Below are 19,994 nucleotides of genomic sequence, written 5' to 3'. Positions count from 1 at the left end.
GGGGTGCTTGACACCAGGCCGCGGCAGATAGTGTGAGCAATCCGGTGCGCTCTCCCATGAACGCTGCGCACCACTGGAGACTGACCGAGCGCCTTGATGCCTTGCAGGGAAGGCGCTGCGTGGCACGACGGAGGACTCAGGCAACCGTGGACGCGCAAAGCCGTGGGCGGGCGGGTGACATCGACCCCGCAGACCAGTGGGTGTTCGACCCGGAGACGGGCGACTACAAGCTGCGACCGGCGGCCCCCGCTGCGCGACCGTCCCCCTCCTCCCGCCCGTCCTCGCCGTCCGGCGGGGCCGCGCCCCGCGCCGGACGGCGGACGGCGCCGCCGCAGGGCGAGGTGCCCCGGCAGCGCAGGCGGCGTCCGGAGGACGCCGCGAGGAGCAGCGCGGCGGAGGACGGCACGAGGAACGGCGCGGCGGACGGCGGGAAGCCGGACGGACGGGCCGCGGCGCGCAAGGCGGCCGGCGGCAGAGCGGCCGCGCGTCAGGCCGCGGGCGGCAGAGCGGCCTCACGACGCAAGGCCAGGCCGAAGAAGTCCACGAAGAAGAAGGTGCTGCTGTGGACGGGCGGCGTGACGGCCTTCCTGGTCACCGGCACCGCTGTCGCCGCCTACCTCGCCTACGAGCACTTCAACGCCAACATCGACACCGTCGACGTCGGTAACGCCGCCGAGGGCGGCTTCGGCAGCGACGGCCCGCTCAACATCCTGCTGATCGGCACTGACAAGCGCACCGGCGAGGGCAACAAGGGGTACGGCGACAACGACAGCCCGGGTCACGCCGACACCACGTTCCTTTTCCACGTCTCGGCGGACCGCACCAACGCCACCGTGATGAGCATTCCCCGGGATCTGATCACCGACGTCCCCGACTGCCCCACCAAGCAGGAGGACGGCACCACCGAGGTCGTCCCGGGCCAGCAGAACGTCCGGTTCAACACCAGCCTCGGCCAGGCGGGCCGGGACCCGGGCTGCACCATGCGCACCGTCAAGGAGCTCACCGGGCTGGACGTCCACCACTTCATGATGGCGGACTTCAACGCCGTCAAGACCCTGACCACCGCCGTCGGCGGCGTCCCGGTCTGCCTGGAGAAACCGGTCGACGACCCCAAGTCGCACCTGAAGCTCCCCGCCGGCGAGAGCACCGTCGAGGGCGAGCAGGCGCTGGCCTTCGTCCGCACCCGCGGCAGCTTCGGGAACAAGGGCGACCTGGACCGCATCAAGGTCCAGCAGCAGTTCCTGAGCTCGATGATCCGCCAGTTCAAGTCGAACGACACCCTCACCGACCCAGGCAAGCTGTGGGATCTGGCGAACGCGGCGACCAAGGCGCTCACCGTCGACACCGGGATAGGCACCATCAAGAAGCTGAGCGCCCTGGGCAGGGAGCTCAGCGGCATCAAGACCAAGAACATCTCCTTCCTGACGGTCCCGGTCAGGGACAACCCCGCGGAGAAGATCAAGGCCACGGTCGTCCTCGAGCAGCCCAAGGCCTCCCAGGTCTTCGCGATGCTGCGGGAGGACGTCTCCTTCACCGAGGTGGAGAAGAAGGAGAAGGCCGCCAAGGACAAGGCCAAGAAGGAGCAGGAAGCACTCCTCAAGGGCGAGCGGGCCGCGGCCTCCGACGTGCGCGTGGAGGTCCTCAACGGCGGGGAGATCGCCGGGGCCGCGCAGACGACGCTCACCTGGCTGCAGAACACCCAGAGCGTGCTGAAGTCCAGCAACGGCGGCAACGCGCCCGAACTGCTGGACAAAACGACCCTGGAGTACGGGCCCAACCAGGCCGACCAGGCCCGCAAGCTCGCCGACATCATGGGGCTGCCCGCCTCCGCCCTGAAGCCCGGCGCCGAGGACGCCGGGCCGATGGAGCCGATGGTGCTGACCCTCGGCGCCGACTTCGAGGAGGCCGGCGTCCCCATCGCCGCCCCGTCGAAAGCTCCGGAGGACCTCGGCAAAGTGGAAGCCGACGAGAAGATATGCGCCAAGTGATTCCCGCGCGCCGCTTCCGCGCACGGGCCGGATCGTAGGGAGAGGGCCCGTTGGGGCAGCGCACCACAGGGGGGAGAGGCGCACACGAACGCGCCCCTCGGCCGGAGGACTTCGGCTGGAACGACAGCATGTACGACGAGCCGGACGCATCCGGGGAACCGGAGGAGTCCGTGAAATCCGGGGAGAGCCGGCAGGGCGGGGCCGGAGGCCCCGGGGACGCGACGCCCGCGTCCGGCGGTCCGGGCCACCGCGCCGGCGGCCCGAAGCGGCCGGCGGGCCGCGGCAGGCGGGTGCTGCGCTGGACGGCGCTCTCCCTGTCCGTGCTGATCCTCGGCACGGCGGGCGCCGGCTACCTCTACTACGAGCACCTCAACGGCAACCTCACCAGGAAGCCCCTCACCCTCGGCGACAACCAGCTCAAGCACCGGCAGAACGCGGAGGGCCGCACCCCCCTCAACATCCTGCTGCTGGGCTCCGACAGCCGTAACTCCGAGCGGAACCTCGAACTCGGCGGCTCCCGGCGTGATGTGGGGCGCAAGCCGCTGGCCGACGTCCAGATGCTGCTGCACCTCTCGGCCGACCGCGACAGCCTCTCGGTGCTCAGCGTCCCCCGGGACACCAAGGTGACCATCCCCGAGTGCACCGATCCCGAGGACAGCACGGTCCACCCGCAGAGCACCGGCAAGATCAACTCCAGCCTCCAGTACGGCGGACCGGGCTGCACCGTCGCCACCTGGATGGAACTGACCGGCATACCCGTCGACCACTTCATGATGATCGACTTCGCGGGTGTGGTGGACATGGCCGACGCGGTGGGCGGCGTCCCGGTCTGCGTTGACGCCAACGTCCACGACAGCAGGTCCGGTCTGCGCCTGGAGAAGGGCGAGACCACCATCCGCGGCGAGCAGGCCCTGCAGTGGCTGCGCACCCGGCACGGCTTCGGGGACGGCACGGACATCGGCCGGGCCCGCGCCCAGCACATGTACATGAACTCGATGGTGCGCCAGCTCAAGGCGGGCACCAAGCTCACCGACCCGGGCAAGCTCAGGTCGCTCGCCGAGGCCGCCACCGAGGCTCTCACCGTCGACGACGGCATCGAGGGCGTCAAAGACCTCTACGACCTGGGCAACGAGCTCAAGCAGGTCCCCACCGAGCGGATCACCATGGTCACCATGCCGTGGGAGTACTCCGACGGCGGCAGCTACGTGGTGCCCAAGCCCGGCGACGCCGAGAAGGTCTTCTCCCTCATCCGGGACGACATCGCCCTCGACGGCAAGGACAAGCCGAAGAAGGAGAAGAAGACCTCCGACCCCGCCGCTCCGGCCGGCGAGATCCCTGTACAGGTCCGCAACGGCACCCGCACCGTCACCCTCGGCCCCGTCAACGGCCGTGCGGGCTCAATCGCCGAGGAGTTGCGGCGGCTCGGCTTCGCCCAGGCCGGGACCGACCCCGAGGAGGCCCCCCAGGCCGACACCACCGTGTCGTACCCGAGCGAGGACCTGCGCGGCGACGCCCTGGCCGTGGCCGAGGCCCTGGGCCTGCCGGAGCGCTCCGCACGCCAGTCCGCCGGAGTCGAGCAGGTCACCGTGGTGGTCGGCGCCGACTGGCGGGAGGGAAACACCTACCCCGAGCAGCCCGTCTCCGAGGAGGACGACGAGCGCGGCGCCCCCGAGAGCGCGAAGGCGCTCAACGGCGACGAGGAGAAGTGCATGAACGTCAACCCCGCCCACACCTGGTGATCCGGTGACCCGGTGACCCGGCGGGGCGGGAGGGAACCGGAGGACGGGAACGGGCCGCGCTCCGGGAGCGGAGGGCGCGGCCCTGTGGTGTGTGCGGCGGGCCCAGGTCAGCCGCCCGCCGCAACCGGCTCCCGGCTGCTGGCCCTCACCTTCTCCGCCAGCTTCCTGGGACTCGTCAGAAAGCCCCAGCCCCAGGACATGTGCATGGTGGCCAGCGCCAGCGGGATGCGCACCCGCGCCCCGAACGGCAGCCCCTTCCCCGCCGGGACCGATCCCGCGGTGATGGCCGCCAGGTAGCCGCCCGGGACGACCAGGGCCCACGGCGTGACCAGGGCGCCCGCGACCACTCCCGCCCCGATGGCCAGTACGGCCGCCGGCGGCGCCAGGTAGCGCAGGTTGATCGAACCCGAGTGGTAGCGGGCCACCACGTGCCGCCAGCGGCCGTAGTTGCGGTACTGCTTGGCCAGCGCGCGGACGCTGGGCCGGGGGCGGTAGGAGACCAGCAGTTCGGGCGAGAACCAGATCAGCCCGCCGTCCTGGCGGATGCGGAAGTTCAGCTCCCAGTCCTGCGCCCTGATGAACTCCTCGTTGTAGCCGCCCTGCCGCTCCAGCACCTCGCGGCGGAAGACGCCCAGGTAGACCGTCTCGGCCTCGCCCGCCTCGCCGCCGGTGTGGAAGGCCGCGTTCCCCACCCCGATCCTTGAGGTCATGGCGGCGGCCACGGCCTTCTCCCAGTCGTTCTCGCCCTCGGCGTGCATGATGCCGCCGACGTTGGCCGCGCCGGTCTCCTCCAGCAGCCGCACCGCGGTCGCGATGTAGTCCGGCGAGAGCATCCCGTGCCCGTCCACCCGCACCACGACCGGGTGGCGGGAGGCGGCGATGGCCGCGTTGAGACCGGCGGGGGTGCGGCCGGTGGGGTTGGGCACGGTGCGCACCCGCGGGTCCTCGCGGACCAGCTCGGCGGCGATGGTGTCGGTGCGGTCCTCGGAGGGACCGAGCGCGATCACGACCTCCAGCTCGCCGGCGTAGTCCTGCTCCAGGATGTGCCGCACCGAGCTGCGCAGATGCCGTTCCTCGTTGAGCACCGGCATGATCACGGAGACCGCGGGCGGGGCCGCGGGCTGGGAGGTGGGTTCGACAGGAGAGCTCACCGGGTCACGGTACCGCGATCGGGTGATGCGCTCGCACGGCAGCCGGGTGGCCGCGGGCGGCGGGCGGCGTGGGACCGGTGGTCCGTAGATCGTATGGGCCTATGTTGGCCGCTTCCTGGCCCCCACCGCCACGGAGGTGCTTCCCCGATGCCCGCACGGTCCCGTCAGCGCGGTCGCCACGCCCGTCCCCGGCCGAAGCGGCGGGGCCCGTCCCGCTGGGGTCTCCGGGCGGCCACCGCCGTCTCGGCGATGGTGCTGATGGCCGGCGGCATCGGCCACGCGCTGGTCTCCGGGCTGGACGGCCGACTGGAGCGGGTGGACCCCTTCCGCGGCCTCAGCCACCGCCCCCTGAGCGGCGACGGCCTCAACTTCCTGGTCGTCGGCACCGACGGACGCGACACCGTCACCGAGGAGGAGCGGCAGCGGTACTCCCTCGGCGGGACGCCCTGCAACTGCACCGACACGCTCATGCTGGTGCACCTGTCCGCCGACCGCGACCGGGCCAGCGTGGTGAGCATCCCCCGCGACTCGTACACCGAGTTCCCCCCGTACACCGATCCCGCCACCGGCGAACTCCGCACCGGCCGCACCGGGAAGATCAACGCCGCCTACTCGCTCGGCGGCCCGCATCTGACCGTCCGCACCATCGAGAAGATGACGGGGGTACGCGTCGACCACTACCTGGAGGTCGACTTCACCAGCTTCATGCGGACCGTCGACGCCCTGGGCGGCGTCCCGGTGTGCACCACCCGGCCGCTGACCGACAGCCGCAGCGGACTCGACCTGCCCGCCGGCACCACCCGGCTCGACGGCGGCCGCGCCCTGCAGTACGTCCGTGCCCGGCAGGTCGACGCCGAGGGAGACCTCGGCCGCATCAAGCGCCAGCAGCGCTTCCTGGCCTCCGTGATCAGCGAGGCGACCGGGGGCGGCGTGCTGACCGACCCCGTCCGGCTGCGCCGGGTCGCATCGGCGCTCCTGGGGTCGGTGCGCGCCGACCGGGATTTCGGCGCCCGTGAACTGCTGGCCCTGGGGCGGGCGATGCGCGACTTCACCGCGGCCTCCTCGGAGTTCGCCTCGGTGCCCCTGGAGGACCTTGACCACAGCGTGCCCGGCATCGGCTCCACCGTGACCTGGGACGAGGAGAAGGCCGGGAAGATGTTCGCGGCGCTGCGCCTGGACCGGCCGCTGTCGCCCGGCACCGCGGCGGGCGCGAAAGCGGAGGAGGGCACCGAGCGGCACGGCACGGGGCGTGCCGCGGGACACGGGACGAAGCGCGACGGCAAGAACCTCGACGAGGAGCCGGGCGCCGCGGCGCGTCCGCCCGGCCCCCTCCCGGTCCGGGTGGAACCGGGCAAGATCCGGGTGCAGATCGAGAACGGCACGCCGATCGCCGCCCTCGGAGCGCGCGTGGACCGCGAACTGCGCGCCACCGGCTTCGACACCACCGGCACTCCGCGCGGCGCGGAGAAGCAGGACGTACGGCGCACGGTCATCCGCCACGACCCCGAGTGGGACCGCTCGGCGCGCGCCCTGGCCACCGCGCTGCCCGGCGCGGAACTGGAGGAGGTCGAGGGACAGGGACGGGTGATGGAGGTCGTGCTGGGCTCCGGCCACCGCGGGGTGCTGCGGGTGCGCCACGCTCCCGAGCCCTCCGCCAGTCCGGCGCCGAAGGAGGAGGCGAAGGAGGCGGAGGAGTCCGCGCGCCCGGAGGTCGGGGGCGGGGGCGGAAAGACGGTCACGGGCGACGAGGTCGTCTGCCCGTGACCGCGGGAGCGGACCGTGGGGCCGTCAGTCCTCCGTCATGCCCTCGGCCGCCCGCCGGTCGCGCAGCTCCTTGATGGCGCGGCGCCGGGCGAGCCGGTGCGTGCGCCGGATCTGCGCCTCCTGCCGGCGCCGCTTGTCGCGCTCGGACTCGGGGACCACCGGCGGTACGGGCCGCGGCCGGCCGTTCTCGTCGACCGCGGTGAACACCAGATAGGCGGAGGCGACCTGGGTGGCGGGCGTGGACTCGTTCCACCGCTCGGCCAGCACCCGCACGCCGACCTCCATCGAGGACCGGCCGGTCCAGTTCACCTGGGCCTTCACATGCACCAGATCGCCCACCCGGACCGGCTCCAGGAAGACCATCTCGTCCATCGACGCCGTGACCGCCGGCCCCCCTGAGTGCCGTCCGGCGACCGCGCCCGCCGCGTCGTCGACCAGCTTCATGATCACACCGCCGTGGACGGTGCCGAGGAGGTTGGTGTCGTTCCCCGTCATGATGTGGGACAGGGTGGTGCGGGACGCCGCGGTGGGCTTGCCCGGCAGTTCGTGCGGGGTGGCCTGGGCCTGAGTGGTCATGCATCCACCCTAAGCCGCCCGTCACGGGCGGAACGGCACGGCCCGGTGTGATCCCGCACGCCCCGCACGCCCCCGCAATGCATCAGCTCTGCAACAGCCGTGCCCCTGTTCCGCCCCCCTGTCTATGGCGCGCCCGGTCCGGGAGGGCACACTGCCTCCCATGACTGACTGGCCCAACAGTGGCGGCGTCGGCCCGCGCCCGGTTCCCAACCGCGCCGTACCGACGACCGGATACGGCAACGATCCCGGCGGCGGCTACGGTTACGGCGGACAGGCGGGTTACGACTCCGGCTACAACACGGGCCAGGTCTACGCCGGTTCCGGTTACGCGGGCGGCGGCCCGGCCGGGCCCTCCGTACCCGGGCCCCGCGGACCCGGGTACGGCGACGCGAGACCCGCGCCGGACTGGGGCCGCCGGCTCAAGACGGGACTCGTCACACTACTCGTCGTACTGCTGGTGTGGTCGGTCGGCACCTACTTCTGGGCCGACTCCAAGCTGCGCCGGGAGGTCGACCTGAGCACGGTCATGGACCGGCCCGAGAAGGGCGAGGGCACCACCTACCTCATAGTCGGCTCCGACAGCCGCGAAGGGCTGTCGGACGAGGAGCGCAAGGAGCTGCGCACCGGTTCGGCGGAGGGCAAGCGCACCGACTCCATGATCATCCTGCATGTGGGCCCCGAGGGGAACACGATGGTCTCCCTGCCGCGCGACTCCTGGGTCACCATCCCGGAGTTCAAGGGCTCCGAGAGCGGCAAGACCTTCCCCTCACCCGGCGCGCGCAAGCTCAACGCCGCCTATGCCATGGACGGCGCCACCCTGCTGGTCCGCACCGTCGAGTACAACACCGGCCTGCGCATAGACCACTACGCGGAGATCGGCTTCGGCGGCTTCGCCTCCATCGTGGACGCCCTCGGCGGCGTGGAGATGGACATCCCGCGCGACATCAAGGACAAGAACTCCGGCGCCGACTTCAAGAAGGGCCGCCAGACCCTCGACGGGGCCCAGGCCCTGGCCTTCGTCCGCAACCGCTACGAGGCCGGCAGCGACCTGGAGCGCACCAAGAACCAGCAGAAGTTCCTCTCCGCCCTGGCGAACCAGGCCGCCACCCCCTCCACGGTCATCAACCCCTTCAGGCTCTATCCGACGCTGGGAGCGGGCCTGGACACCCTGATCGTGGACGAGGACATGGGCCTGTTCGACCTCGCCTCGATGTTCTGGGCCATGAAGGGCGTCTCGGGCGGCGAGGGCACCTCGATGAACATGCCGATAGCGGGCTCCGCACCGCAGGGCTCGCTCAAGTGGGACATGGCCAGGGTCAAGCAGCTCGTCGAGCAGATGAGGAACGGCGAGAAGGTCACGGTCAAGGCCGACTGAACCCGCCCGCGCGGGGAAGACGCCACCATGGCCATGTGAACGTGTGGGCTCCCGGACCGGACGGTCCGGGAGCCCACACGCGTTCCCGGGCGTGCCGCCCGGGTAAGGCGTCTTACGGCAGGTTGCGGGCCATCACGATCCGCTGGACCTGGTTGGTGCCCTCGTAGATCTGGGTGATCTTGGCGTCGCGCATCATGCGCTCGACCGGGTAGTCGCGGGTGTAACCGTAGCCGCCCAGCAGCTGGACGGCGTCCGTGGTGATCTCCATGGCGGCGTCGGAGGCGTAGCACTTGGCCGCGGCGCCGTAGAAGGTCAGATCCTCCGCCTTGCCGTCGGCGCCGAGGCTGACGCGCTCGGAGCGGGCGGCGGCGGCGTAGGTGAGCTGGCGGGCGGCCTCCAGCTTCATCGCCATGTCGGCGAGCATGAACTGCACGCCCTGGAAGTCGCCGATCGGCTTGCCGAACTGCTTGCGCTCGGCGACGTAGCCCTTGGCGTAGTCCAGCGCGCCCTGGGCGATGCCGAGGGCCTGGGCGGCGATGGTGATGCGGGTGTGGTCCAGGGTCTTCATCGCGGTGGCGAAGCCGGTGCCCTCCTCGCCGATCATGCGGTCGGCGGGGATGCGGACGTTGTCGAAGTAGACCTCGCGGGTCGGGGAGCCCTTGATGCCGAGCTTCTTCTCCGGGGCGCCGAAGGAGACGCCCTCGTCGCCCTTCTCCACCACGAAGGCCGAGATGCCCCTGGAGCGCTTCTCAGGGTCGGTGACGGCCATCACGGTGTAGTACTCGCTGACGCCGGCGTTGGTGATCCAGCGCTTGACGCCGTTGAGCACCCAGAAGTCGCCGTCGCGCACGGCGCGGGTCTTCATGCCCGCGGCGTCCGAGCCGGCCTCCGGCTCGGAGAGACAGTAGGAGAACATCGCGTCGCCCTTGGCCAGCGGGGCGAGGTACTTGCTCTTGAGCTCCTCGGAACCGGACAGGATCACCGGGAGGGAGCCGAGCTTGTTGACGGCCGGGATCAGGGAGGACGAGGCGCAGACGCGGGCGACCTCCTCGATCACGATGACGGTCGCGAGCGCGTCGGCGCCCGCGCCGCCACAGGACTCGGGTACGTGGACGGCGTGCAGGTCGTTGGCGACCAGCGCGTCCAGGGCCTCCTGCGGGAAGCGGCCCTGCTCGTCCACCTCGGCCGCGAAGGGCGCGATCTTCGCCTCGGCGAGCGAGCGCACCGATTCCCGGAGCATGTCGTGCTCCTCCGACGGACGGTAGAGGTCGAAGTCGGTCGATCCCGCCACGGTGTCTCACTCCCTGGGTGCGCTGCTGCTAACTACCGTTAAGTAACACAATTCTAGTGGTCCGCCCTCGCCGCGGATACATGAGTTTGCCGACACCGGCCCCGCGCCGGCCCTCCGCGCACCGGCCCGCACTGCCCCGCCCGCCCCGGCGGCGGCCGGATATGCTCGCGGGCAGCATTTCGCCCGCACACCAGGAGCAGTCCATGGCCCTCAGGATCACCGTGATCGGCACCGGCTACCTCGGCGCGACGCACGCCGCCGCCATGGCCGAGCTGGGCTTCGAGGTGCTGGGGCTGGACGTGGTGCCGGAGAAGATCGAGACGCTCTCCGCCGGGCGGGTGCCGTTCTACGAGCCCGGACTGGAGGAGCTGCTGCGCCGCCATGTCGCCGGGGTGGAGGGCTCGACCGGGCGACTGCGCTTCACCACCTCCTGGAAGGAGGTGGGCGCGTTCGGGGACGTCCACTTCGTCTGTGTGAACACCCCTCAGAAGCAGGGCGAGTACGCGTGCGACATGTCCTACGTGGACAGCGCGGTGGAATCCCTGGCCCCGCATCTGGCGCGGCCCGCCCTGGTGGTGGGCAAGTCCACGGTGCCGGTGGGCAGCGCGGACCGGCTGGCGAGGCGGCTGGCCGAGCTGGCCCCGGCGGGCGACGCGGCGGAGCTGGCGTGGAACCCGGAGTTCCTGCGCGAGGGCTTCGCCGTGGAGGACACCCTGCGCCCGGACCGCATCGTGGTGGGGGTGCGCTCGGCGCGCGCGGAGGAACTGCTGCGCGAGGTGTACGCCGGGCCGGTGGCCGAGGGCTCTCCGTTCGTCGTCGCCGACTTCCCGACGGCGGAGCTGGTGAAGACCGCCGCGAACTCCTTCCTCGCCACCAAGATCTCCTTCATCAACGCCATGGCCGAGGTCTGCGAGGCGGCCGGCGGCGACGTGGTGAAGCTGGCGGAGGCCATCGGGTACGACGACCGGATCGGACGGAAGTTCCTGCGTGCCGGGATCGGCTTCGGCGGCGGATGCCTGCCCAAGGACATCCGCGCGTTCATGGCGCGGGCGGGCGAGCTGGGCGCGGACCAGGCGCTGACGTTCCTGCGCGAGGTGGACTCGATCAACATGCGCCGCCGCTCCCACATGGTGGAGCTGGCCCGCGAGACGGTGGGCGGCGCGTTCCTGGGGCAGCGCGTGGCGGTGCTGGGCGCGACCTTCAAGCCGGACTCCGACGATGTGAGGGACTCGCCGGCGCTCAACGTCGCCGGCCAGATCCATCTGCAGGGCGGGCAGGTGACGGTCTACGACCCCAAGGGGATGGAGAACGCCCGGCGGGTCTTCCCCACCCTCGGCTACGCGGACAGCGCGCCGGAAGCGGTGCGCGGGGCGGACGTGGTGCTGCACCTGACGGAGTGGCGCGAGTTCCGGGAGCTCGACCCGGAGGCGCTGGGCCAGTCCGTGGCGCACAAGCGCATCCTGGACGGCCGCAACACCCTCGATCCGGCCCTGTGGCGCAAGGCGGGCTGGTCCTTCCGCGCGCTGGGCCGGCCGACGGCGTAAGGCCCGCCCCCCTCTCCCCCCGTCTCGGGGCGGCCCGGTCCTAAGGACGTGCCGCCGTGCACGGTACGTCCGCGTCTGCCCGCCCGGCTGCCGCGGACGGCCATGGTGCGACGGTGCCCGCGGCCGGCCGGGCTTCCGTCGTGGTACGCCCGGCGGCAGCCGTGCGCCCCGCACGTCTCGACGCGGGTCCGGGTGCCGTCGGCCACCGCGGTGCGCACCCTCGGCTGGAGTCGTCGACAGGCGGCGGGCCGGGTAGCAGGAGCAGTGATCCACGACACAGGAGGGAAGAGCACCATGGCCATCACCACGCTGCGGGACGTCCTCGTACTGGACTGCCCCGAGCCGGGGAAGCTCGCCGACTTCTACGCACGGCTGCTGGGCGGGAAGGCCGAGGGCGAGGGCAGGTGGGTGGAGGTGACGTTCGACTCGGGCGCGTTGAAGGGGCGGACGTTCGCCTTCCAGGAGGCGCGCGGCCACGTGCCGCCGCAGTGGCCGAGCGCCGAGCGGTCGCAGCAGTTCCACCTCGACTTCTACGTGCCCCGCCGGGAGTTGGACGCGGCCGAGCGGGAGGCGCTGGAGCTGGGGGCCGAACTCCTCCAGGGCGACGGGGGCGAGCGCGACTTCCGGGTGTACCGCGACCCGGCCGGTCACCCCTTCTGCCTCTGCGTCGAGTGAGCCGGCCGCCCGCGAGGGCGTGAGCGGGCAGGGCGCGCCGGTGAACCGGGCGCGCGGGCGGAGGCACGAAGAAGAGGCGGGCGGGGCAGGGGTGCGAACACCCCTGCCCCGCCCGCCTCTCGTCCGGATCCGGTCCCGGGTCCGGCCAGGGGGCCGGACCCGGGTGACCGGGCCGGTGAGGGTCAGGACCCTCAGATGCTGACACCGTTGGCGCGCAGGTAGGCCAGCGGGTTGATGTCCGAGCCGTAACCGGGGGCGGTACGGATCTCGAAGTGCAGGTGCGGGCCGGTGCTGTTGCCGGTGGAGCCGACGGCGCCGATCTGCTGGCCGGTGCCGACCGTCTGACCGGCGCTGACCGACAGCGAGGACAGGTGACCGTACTGGCTGTACCGGCCGTCCTCGTGGCGGATGACGACCTGGTTGCCGTAGGCACCGCCCCAGCCGGCGGAGACCACGGTGCCGTTGGTGACGGCCTTCACCGGGGTGCCGGAGGCGGCGGCGAAGTCCTCACCGGTGTGACCGTTGGACCAGCGGGCACCCGAGGCCTTGTAGGAGCCGGACGGGGCGGCGTTCACCGGGGCGGTGTAGCCGGTGACCGCGCCGCGGTCGCTGCGGTCGGCACGCTCGGCCGACTGCTGCACGGCCTCGGCCTTCTCGGCCTTCGGGGCGGCCTTCTTCTCGGCCTTCTCGGCCTTCTCCGCCTTCCCGGGCTTCGGGGCCGGCTTGGCCTCGGGCTTGGCCGCGGCCTTCTGCTGGGCGGCGGCGCCGCCCAGGGTGAGCTCCTGGCCCGGGAAGATCAGGTTCGGGTTGTCGCCGATGACCTGGCGGTTGTCCTCGTAGATGCGCTCCCAGCCGCCCTGGACGCCCTGGGCGTCGGCGATCTTGAAGAGGGTGTCGCCGCCGGCGACCTCGTAGGAGGTGCCCTCGCCGGTGCCGTGGTCGTGGCTGTGGCCGTGGGCGCGCTCACCGCGGTCCGCGCGCTGCGGCGCGGCCTCGGGCTCGCTCTTCTCCTGCTTCGGCTCGGCCTCGGGCTTGGCCTCGGCCTTCGGAGCGGCGGCCGGGGCCTGCTCCTTCTGCTCGGTCGGGTTGCTCCGGCCGTCGGGGGAGACGGCCGGGGCGGGACCGCCCTTGGTCAGGCCGGCCTTGACCGAGCACACGGGCCAGGCGCCCGGGCCCTGTCCCGCCAGCACCTTCTCGGCGACGGCGATCTGCTGGTCCTTGGTGGCGAGGTCGGCACGCGGCGCGTACTCGGTGCCGCCGAAGGCGGCCCAGGTGCTCTGCGTGAACTGCAGGCCGCCGTAGAAGCCGTTGCCGGTGTTGATGGACCAGTTGCCCGTGCTCTCGCACTGGGCGACCTTGTCCCAGGTGTCGACGGAGGCCGCGCTGGCCCCGCCGGCGGTCACCAGGGGAAGGGCCATGCCGGCGCCGCCCACGGAGATGGCCAGCGACAGACGGGTGAGGCGGCTGTTGCGGATACGACGGTGACGTCCGCGTGCGGACATAGGTGTGCTCCTTCTCCTACGCCTGCGAGGTGAGCTGTCGGGTTCGGGCTGGAGTTGCCCGGCCATGTGTGCCGCGGCGCGTGGCGCGCGGCATGGCTTCACCCCAAGCCGTCCCGTGCGGGCCTCACGGCCCGGGACGGCGACTTACCTTGGGTCCCCCGCTCCTGCCATCGGGTGGTGTGGATGGTCCAGCCCGCCGCCGTTGACAGGATTCGGCGTTCGACAGCGGGCCGCCGCACATTCGTACGGCGCGGCCAGAACGGTAGGCATATCGTTTCCGCCGATACAAGCCGATGGGTCACAGGACGCCCGTTTCGAAGGCTTTGATGATCGTCCGACCATCACTGTCCGCTGCGTTCACCTCTCGAAGAGTGGCGGCATCAGCATCTGACGCGTTGTCACTTCTCTCCGCTACCTGGGCGGATAACGCAGAAGGCCCTCCTCCGGCACGCAGAGCGACGCACCGGGGAGGGCCGGCTCGTGAGTTGAATCACGAGGGGCTCCGGGGACTACCCGTCGAGCTGTCCGATGGTGGCGATGGACGGGCCGCGCCTGGTCCGCTCGTGGCGGGCGACCGCCTCCGCGTCGCGGAGCACGCGCACCGCGTTCCGCCAGGTGAGCTTGGCGAGGTCGGCCTCGGACCAGCGGCGGTCCAGCAACTCGGCCACCAGATACGGATATCCGGACACATCGCTCAAACCGGACGGAGTGAAGGCCGTTCCGTCGAAGTCGCCGCCGATGCCGATGTGGTCGATGCCCGCGGCCTCGCGCATGTGGTCCAGGTGGTCGGCGACCGTCGCCGCCGTGGCGACCGGGCGCGGATTGGCCTCCTCGTAGGCGCGCTGGACCGCCAGGCCCCTCTCGGTGCCGTCCAGGGGGTGGAGGCCGTGGGCGCGCATGTTCTCGTCGGCGGCCTCGGTCCAGGCGACGGCGGCGGGCAGCACGAACTTCGGCACGAATGTGGCCATCGCCACACCGCCGTTGACCGGAAGCCGCTCCAGCACGTCGTCGGGGATGTTGCGCGGGTGGTCGCACACCGCGCGGGCCGAGGAGTGCGAGAAGACCACCGGCGCCGTCGTCACGCGCAGGGCGTCGCGCATGGTGGCGGGCGCCACATGGGAGAGGTCCACCAGCATCCCCAGCCGGTTCATCTCCCGCACGACCTCCTCCCCGAAGCGGGTCAGGCCGTCGTGGCGCGGGGTGTCGGTGGCCGAGTCCGCCCAGTCGATGGTGTCGTTGTGGGTGAGCGTCATGTAGCGCACGCCCAGCCGGTACAGGGCGCGCAGCGTGGCCAGGGAGTTGTTGATGGAGTGGCCGCCCTCGGCGCCCATCAGGGAGGCGATGCGGCCCTCGGCGCGGGCCGCCTCCATGTCGTCGGCGGTGAGGGCGAGCCTGAGGTCGGCCGGGTGGCGGTCGGCCAGCCGCCGCACCACGTCGATCTGCTCCAGGCAGGCGCTGACGGCGGCGTCGCCCGTCAGATCGGTGCGCACGTAGACCGACCAGAACTGCGCGCCCACCCCGCCCGCGCGCAGCCGCGGGATGTCGGTGTGCAGATGGGCCGACTGGTCGCCGGCGATGTCGCGCCGGTCCAGGTCGTAGGCCACCTGCTCGCGCAGCGCCCAGGGCAGGTCGTTGTGGCCGTCGGCGACGGGGTGGGCCTCCAGCAGCTCCCTGGCCCGCGCCAGCAGCTCGGCGGAGTGACCCATCTCACCTGCCTCCGAAGCCGAAACCGGCGCCGCCCGCGGCGACCTTGCCCCGCAGCCGCCGCCCCTTCTCCCGCGCCTGGTCCTTCAGCTCCGCCTGGAACCGCTCCATGCGCTCGCGCAGCTCCTCGTCGTGGGCCGCAAGGACGCGGACCGCCAGCAGGCCCGCGTTGCGCGCGCCGCCGACCGAGACCGTGGCGACCGGGACCCCGGCGGGCATCTGGACGATGGACAGCAGGGAGTCCATGCCGTCCAGGTGCCGAAGCGGCACGGGGACGCCGATCACCGGCAGCGGGGTGACGGAGGCGAGCATGCCCGGCAGATGGGCGGCTCCCCCGGCACCGGCGATGACCGCCTTCAGCCCGCGTCCGGCCGCCTCGTCGCCGTAGGCGATCATCTCGTGCGGCATGCGGTGGGCGGAGACGACGTCGACCTCGTAGGGGACCTCGAACTCGTCCAGGGCCTCGGCCGCGGCCTCCATGACGGGCCAGTCCGAGTCGGATCCCATGACGATCCCCACGACGGGGGCGGGGCTGGGGGCGTTGCTCATTCGGTGATGGTCCCTCGCAGATAGGCGGCGGCGTGGGCGGCGCGCTCGCGTACGTCCGCCAGGTCGTCGCCGTAGGTGTTGACGTGGCCGACCTTGCGGCCGGGCTTCACGTCCTTGCCGTACATGTGGATCTTCAGCCGCGGATCGCGGGCCATGCAGTGCAGATAGCCCTGGTACATGTCGGGGTAGTCGCCGCCGAGCACGTTGGCCATCACCGTCCACGGCGCGCGGGGACGCGGGTCGCCCAGCGGCAGGTCGAGCACGGCCCGCAGGTGGTTGGCGAACTGGGAGGTGACCGCGCCGTCCTGGGTCCAGTGACCGCTGTTGTGCGGGCGCATGGCCAGCTCGTTGACCAGGACGCGGCCGTCACGGGTCTCGAACAGCTCCACCGCCAGGTGCCCGATCACACCCAGTTCCCGCGCGATCGTCAGCGCCATCTCCTGGGCGTGGGCGGACAGTTCCGGCGACAGGCCGGGGGCCGGGGCGATCACCGTGTCGCACACCCCGTCCACCTGGATCGACTCCACCACCGGATAGGCCACGGCCTGGCCGTGCGGGGAGCGCACCACGTTGGCGGCGAGCTCGCGGACGTAGTCCACCTTCTCCTCGGCCAGCACCGGCACGCCCGCCCGGAACGGCTCGGCGGCCTCGGCCTCGGAGGACACCACCCACACACCCTTGCCGTCGTAGCCGCCGCGGACGGTCTTGAGGACGACCGGCCGGCCCTCCTCTTCCCGCGCGGCCCCTTCCCGCGCGGCTCCTTCCCGCGCGAACCGCGCGACGTCGGCCGGATCCGCCACGATCCGGTGCCGGGGGCAGGGGATGCCGATCTCGCTCAGCCGCGCCCGCATCACGCCCTTGTCCTGCGCGTGCACCAGCGCGTCGGGCCCGGGCCGTACCGGGATGCCCTCAGCCTCCAGGGCGCGCAGATGCTCGGTGGGCACATGCTCGTGGTCGAACGTGATCACGTCGCAGCCGCGGGCGAAGTCGCGCAGGGTGTCCAGATCGCGGTAGTCGCCGACGACCACGTCGCGGACCACCTGGGCCGCGGAGTCCTGCGGGGTGTCACTGAGCAGCTTGAACCTGATGCCGAGGGGGATGCCCGCCTCGTGCGTCATCCGCGCGAGCTGCCCGCCGCCGACCATGCCGATCACAGGAAATGTCACGTCCGTAGCCTATCGGCCGGACGGCGGGTACCCGGCGCGGTACGGGGCCGTGACTAGCATGGCGGACCGGGACGCGACGGCGGGCCCCGCGGGGCCGCGCGAGAGCCGAGAGAACGGGGCGAGTGGATCACTATGGGTGAACGGCGCGCACTGCGCTCCAGGCTGCTGCGGCTACGGCGTGAGCTGGCGAAGTTCGGCACGGTGGGGGCCTTCGGCTTCCTCGTCAACGTGGCCGTCTTCAACCTCTGCGTCCACGGCCTGGGCCTGGCCCCGGTGCGCTCGGGGGTGATGGCGACCGCGGTCGCCATCGGGACCAACTACCTGGGCAACCGCTACTGGACCTACCGGCACACCGACAAGAGCCGGATGCACCGCGAGGCCGGCCTGTTCACGCTGTTCAGCGGCATAGGCCTGGTGATCGAGAACGGCGCGCTGGCCGTCTCGCACTACGGGCTGGACCTGACCTCGCCGCTGGCCGACAACATCGCCAGGAACGTCGTCGGCCTCGGCGTCGCCACGGTCTTCCGCTTCTGGGCGTACCGCACCTGGGTCTTCCGCGGGGAGCGGCGGGCCCCCGGTGGCCGCGAGGGGCGCACCGCGTCAATCCCCCGCCGACGGCTCGTCGGCCTCACGGCTGAGGAAGAGCGCGAAGACCGGCGGGCGCTGCTGAAGTAGCTCCAGGCGCCCTCCGTCGGCCTCCGCCAGGTCGCGGGCGACGGCCAGCCCCAGGCCCGTGGAGTTGCGCCCGCTGACCGTGCGCTCGAAGACCCTCGCCCCCAGCTCCGGATCGACTCCCGGCCCCTCGTCCGTCACCTCGACCACCACCTGGTTCCCGGCGATCCGGGTACGCAGGGCCACCGCGCCGCCACCGTGCATCAGGGCGTTCTCGATGAGCGTGGCCAGTACCTGGGCCACCGCCCCCGGGGTGCCCACCGCCCGCAGGCCCTGGCGGCCGGAGTGGACGACGGCCCGGCCCGCCTTGCGGTACGCCGGGCGCCACTCCTCGATCTGCTGCTTGACCACCTCGTCCAGGTCGAAGCCCACCGCGGAGCCCGAGCGGGGGTCGCGCGAGTTGGTCAGCAGCCGCTGCACCACGTCGGTCAACCGCTCCACCTGGGCGAGGCCGACCAGCGCCTCCTCCCGGATGGTGGAGGCGGCCGCCCTGTCGGCGCCGGTGGTGCCGGTGGTGCTCCGGGTGTCCGTGGTGCTCCGGGTGTCCGTGGTGCCGGCGGTCTCGATGGCGTCGGCCGCCGCGACGATCTCCTCCAGCCGCATGGACAGCGCGGTCAGGGGGGTGCGCAGCTGGTGGGAGGCGTCCGCGGCCAGCCGCCGCTCGGCGGTGAGCATCCGGGCGATCCGCTCGGCGCTGGCGTCCAGCACGTCCGCCACCCGGTCCAGCTCGGGCACGCCGTAGCGCCGGTGGCGGGGGCGGGGGTCACCGGAGCCGAGGCGCTCGGCGGTCTCGGCGAGGTCGGTGAGGGGGGCCGCGACACGGCGGGCCTGCTGCACCGCCAGCAGAACCGCCGCTATCACCGCCAGCAGCGCCACCGCCAGGATGATCAGCAGGGTGCGGCCCACCTCCTCGCGGACCCGGTCATCGTCCTGCCGGACGGTGACGGTGACGCCGCCCGGCTCGGTGGCGCGCCCCTCGATGGCGCCCTCGCCGGGGCGCTCGCCCAGCTCGATGGGCGGCTGCCCGGGCAGCTCGATGCGGACATGGCGGTCGTGGGGGACCTGGGAGCGCATGGAGGCGACGGTCACGCTCTCCTCGGCGACCAGGCGGCTCTCGACGACCGAGACCAGCCGCGCGGCGTCGGAGCGGACGCTCTCGTGGGCGCTCTCCTCGATGGTGCGGGTCTCGACGATCACCAGGGAGACCCCGAAGACCGCGATCACGACGAGGACCACGGCCAGCGTGGAGTTGATCAGACGTCTGCGCATGGCGGCGCCGGCCCTTCATGGTGTCGCTGCGGTCTTCGCGGTGTCCTCGCGGTGTCTTCGGCGGGCCCGTGCGGGTCCGTGCGGGCCCGGGCCGCCGTCAGTCCTTCTCGAAGCGGAAGCCGACCCCGCGGACCGTGGCGATGTAGCGGGGGTTGGCCGCGTCGTCGCCGAGCTTCTTGCGCAGCCAGGAGATGTGCATGTCGAGGGTCTTCGTGGACGACCACCAGGTGGTGTCCCACACCTCGCGCATCAGCTGGTCGCGGGTGACCACGCGGCCGGCGTCGCGCACCAGCACCCGCAGCAGGTCGAATTCCTTCGCCGTGAGCTGCAGCTCCTCGTCCCCCATCCACGCCCGGTGCGACTCGACGTCGATGCGCACCCCGTGGGTGGCCGCGGGCTGCACGGGCTCGACGGCGCCCCGCCGCAGCAGGGCCCGCACCCGGGCGAGCAGCTCGGCCAGCCGGAACGGCTTGGTGACGTAGTCGTCGGCGCCCGCGTCCAGGCCGACGACGGTGTCCACCTCGTCGGCGCGCGCGGTCAGCACCAGGACGGGGAAGGTGTGCCCCTCGTTGCGCAGTCGGCGGCAGACCTCCAGTCCGTCCATACCGGGCAGGCCGAGGTCGAGCACGACCAGGTCGATGTCGCCGTGCTGGCCGGCGTCGAGTGCGCCGGGGCCGTCCTGGCGCACCTCGACCTCGTACCCTTCGCGGCGCAGGGCTCGGGCCAGCGGCTCCGAGATGGAGGCGTCATCCTCGGCGAGCAGTACTCGGGTCATGGCCTGATGGTAGACCTCGCCCCGGCGGGCCCGGAGGGGTCGCCGGGAACCCGGGCGGCGCCGCCCCCGGTTCCCGGGAGGGCGTGTGACATGCGCCTCTCGCCGCCCGTCACCGGCCGGTCGCGCGGGAGGCGGTGTCGTACTCTGGCCGAGGCGCCGTCCGGAATCCGGTGGCCCTCGGCGCGGTGATGCGCCGGGGCCCGCCACCGAGGAACCCACCGTACACACCCCGTACGCGGGGCCGTCCCGGAGAG

Annotated in this window: 16 protein-coding genes and 1 riboswitch; of the genes, 7 read left to right on the top strand and 9 right to left on the bottom strand. The window is 72.2% G+C overall.

The window, feature by feature from the left end:
• Positions 1-146 precede the first annotated feature (146 nt).
• Positions 147-1,988, top strand: coding sequence for an LCP family protein (locus tag IQ279_RS05570; protein WP_206347142.1), 1,842 nt, complete (start codon positions 147-149; stop codon positions 1,986-1,988).
• 128 nt (positions 1,989-2,116) lie between these two features.
• Entirely contained in the window at positions 2,117-3,727 is a 1,611-nt protein-coding gene (locus IQ279_RS05565; protein WP_206347141.1) for an LCP family protein, read from the top strand.
• 107 nt (positions 3,728-3,834) lie between these two features.
• Here the strand turns inward: IQ279_RS05565 and IQ279_RS05560 are convergent, their stop codons facing one another.
• Entirely contained in the window at positions 3,835-4,878 is a 1,044-nt protein-coding gene (locus IQ279_RS05560) for a glycosyltransferase family 2 protein (protein ID WP_307792224.1), read from the bottom strand.
• Between the two features lie 147 nt (positions 4,879-5,025).
• On the opposite strand from IQ279_RS05560, the gene IQ279_RS05555 reads away from it, so the two are divergent.
• Positions 5,026-6,642: an LCP family protein gene (locus tag IQ279_RS05555; protein ID WP_206347140.1), complete on the top strand. Its 1,617-nt coding sequence runs from the start codon at positions 5,026-5,028 to the stop codon at positions 6,640-6,642.
• A gap of 24 nt (positions 6,643-6,666) precedes the next feature.
• Here IQ279_RS05555 and IQ279_RS05550 read toward each other — a convergent pair whose 3' ends face one another.
• Positions 6,667-7,218 carry an acyl-CoA thioesterase gene (locus IQ279_RS05550; RefSeq protein ID WP_206347139.1) on the bottom strand — a complete coding sequence of 184 codons (552 nt, stop codon included), beginning with the start codon at positions 7,216-7,218 and terminating at the stop codon, positions 6,667-6,669.
• Between the two features lie 160 nt (positions 7,219-7,378).
• Between IQ279_RS05550 and IQ279_RS05545 the strand changes: the two genes are divergently transcribed.
• Positions 7,379-8,593, top strand: a complete 1,215-nt coding sequence (locus IQ279_RS05545) for an LCP family protein (RefSeq protein WP_372445071.1) — start codon at positions 7,379-7,381, stop codon at positions 8,591-8,593.
• A 112-nt stretch (positions 8,594-8,705) separates the two neighbouring features.
• On the opposite strand, the gene IQ279_RS05540 is transcribed toward IQ279_RS05545, so the two are convergent.
• Entirely contained in the window at positions 8,706-9,884 is a 1,179-nt protein-coding gene (locus tag IQ279_RS05540) for an acyl-CoA dehydrogenase (RefSeq protein WP_206347137.1), read from the bottom strand.
• Between the two features lie 203 nt (positions 9,885-10,087).
• Between IQ279_RS05540 and IQ279_RS05535 the strand changes: the two genes are divergently transcribed.
• Positions 10,088-11,428, top strand: coding sequence for a UDP-glucose dehydrogenase family protein (locus IQ279_RS05535; protein ID WP_206347136.1), 1,341 nt, complete (start codon positions 10,088-10,090; stop codon positions 11,426-11,428).
• Positions 11,429-11,722: 294 nt separating this feature from the next.
• Positions 11,723-12,103, top strand: coding sequence for a VOC family protein (locus tag IQ279_RS05530; RefSeq protein ID WP_206347135.1), 381 nt, complete (start codon positions 11,723-11,725; stop codon positions 12,101-12,103).
• Positions 12,104-12,294: 191 nt separating this feature from the next.
• Here the strand turns inward: IQ279_RS05530 and IQ279_RS05525 are convergent, their stop codons facing one another.
• The 4 genes from IQ279_RS05525 to IQ279_RS05510 form a co-directional block, all read right to left on the bottom strand.
• Entirely contained in the window at positions 12,295-13,605 is a 1,311-nt protein-coding gene (locus IQ279_RS05525) for a transglycosylase family protein (protein WP_206347134.1), read from the bottom strand.
• 4 nt (positions 13,606-13,609) lie between these two features.
• Positions 13,610-13,830: riboswitch (cyclic di-AMP (ydaO/yuaA leader) on the bottom strand.
• Positions 13,831-14,114: 284 nt separating this feature from the next.
• Positions 14,115-15,311, bottom strand: coding sequence for a dipeptidase (locus IQ279_RS05520; RefSeq protein WP_206347133.1), 1,197 nt, complete (start codon positions 15,309-15,311; stop codon positions 14,115-14,117).
• Between the two features lies 1 nt (position 15,312).
• Positions 15,313-15,858 (bottom strand): 5-(carboxyamino)imidazole ribonucleotide mutase, encoded by a 546-nt coding sequence (gene purE / locus IQ279_RS05515; RefSeq protein WP_206347132.1) that lies wholly within the window; start codon positions 15,856-15,858, stop codon positions 15,313-15,315.
• Positions 15,855-17,024 carry a 5-(carboxyamino)imidazole ribonucleotide synthase gene (locus IQ279_RS05510; protein ID WP_206347131.1) on the bottom strand — a complete coding sequence of 390 codons (1,170 nt, stop codon included), beginning with the start codon at positions 17,022-17,024 and terminating at the stop codon, positions 15,855-15,857. Before IQ279_RS05510 ends, purE begins: the two co-directional genes overlap by 4 nt.
• A 132-nt stretch (positions 17,025-17,156) precedes the next feature.
• On the opposite strand from IQ279_RS05510, the gene IQ279_RS05505 reads away from it, so the two are divergent.
• A complete protein-coding gene (locus IQ279_RS05505; RefSeq protein ID WP_206347130.1) occupies positions 17,157-17,699 on the top strand; it encodes a GtrA family protein in 543 nt (180 codons plus the stop codon).
• On the opposite strand, the gene IQ279_RS05500 is transcribed toward IQ279_RS05505, so the two are convergent.
• Both IQ279_RS05500 and IQ279_RS05495 read right to left on the bottom strand, forming a co-directional pair.
• Complete coding sequence (locus IQ279_RS05500) at positions 17,625-18,965, bottom strand: sensor histidine kinase (RefSeq protein ID WP_206347129.1); 1,341 nt, start codon at positions 18,963-18,965, stop codon at positions 17,625-17,627. The genes IQ279_RS05505 and IQ279_RS05500 overlap by 75 nt on opposite strands.
• Positions 18,966-19,062: 97 nt before the next feature.
• Positions 19,063-19,740 (bottom strand): response regulator transcription factor, encoded by a 678-nt coding sequence (locus IQ279_RS05495; RefSeq protein ID WP_206347128.1) that lies wholly within the window; start codon positions 19,738-19,740, stop codon positions 19,063-19,065.
• Positions 19,741-19,994: the final 254 nt, after the last annotated feature.

The organism is Streptomyces verrucosisporus, from assembly GCF_017114865.1.
In the GTDB taxonomy this organism is placed as follows: Bacteria; Actinomycetota; Actinomycetes; order Streptomycetales; family Streptomycetaceae; genus Streptomyces; species Streptomyces fenghuangensis.
Note: the sequence above shows the minus strand (reverse complement) of the source record. Positions and strands in the feature narration are given on the sequence as shown.

What these genes read in the sequence shown, in the direction of transcription:
- IQ279_RS05565 (WP_206347141.1), top strand. Translation starts at nt 2,117, where the DNA reads ATGTACGACGAGCCGGACGCATCCGGGGAACCGGAGGAGTCCGTGAAA.
- IQ279_RS05555 (WP_206347140.1), top strand. Translation starts at nt 5,026, where the DNA reads ATGCCCGCACGGTCCCGTCAGCGCGGTCGCCACGCCCGTCCCCGGCCG.
- IQ279_RS05550 (WP_206347139.1), bottom strand. Translation starts at nt 7,218, where the DNA reads ATGACCACTCAGGCCCAGGCCACCCCGCACGAACTGCCGGGCAAGCCC.
- IQ279_RS05545 (WP_372445071.1), top strand. Translation starts at nt 7,379, where the DNA reads ATGACTGACTGGCCCAACAGTGGCGGCGTCGGCCCGCGCCCGGTTCCC.
- IQ279_RS05535 (WP_206347136.1), top strand. Translation starts at nt 10,088, where the DNA reads ATGGCCCTCAGGATCACCGTGATCGGCACCGGCTACCTCGGCGCGACG.
- IQ279_RS05530 (WP_206347135.1), top strand. Translation starts at nt 11,723, where the DNA reads ATGGCCATCACCACGCTGCGGGACGTCCTCGTACTGGACTGCCCCGAG.
- IQ279_RS05525 (WP_206347134.1), bottom strand. Translation starts at nt 13,605, where the DNA reads ATGTCCGCACGCGGACGTCACCGTCGTATCCGCAACAGCCGCCTCACC.
- IQ279_RS05520 (WP_206347133.1), bottom strand. Translation starts at nt 15,311, where the DNA reads ATGGGTCACTCCGCCGAGCTGCTGGCGCGGGCCAGGGAGCTGCTGGAG.
- purE (WP_206347132.1), bottom strand. Translation starts at nt 15,858, where the DNA reads ATGAGCAACGCCCCCAGCCCCGCCCCCGTCGTGGGGATCGTCATGGGA.
- IQ279_RS05505 (WP_206347130.1), top strand. Translation starts at nt 17,157, where the DNA reads ATGGGTGAACGGCGCGCACTGCGCTCCAGGCTGCTGCGGCTACGGCGT.
- IQ279_RS05500 (WP_206347129.1), bottom strand. Translation starts at nt 18,965, where the DNA reads ATGCGCAGACGTCTGATCAACTCCACGCTGGCCGTGGTCCTCGTCGTG.
- IQ279_RS05495 (WP_206347128.1), bottom strand. Translation starts at nt 19,740, where the DNA reads ATGACCCGAGTACTGCTCGCCGAGGATGACGCCTCCATCTCGGAGCCG.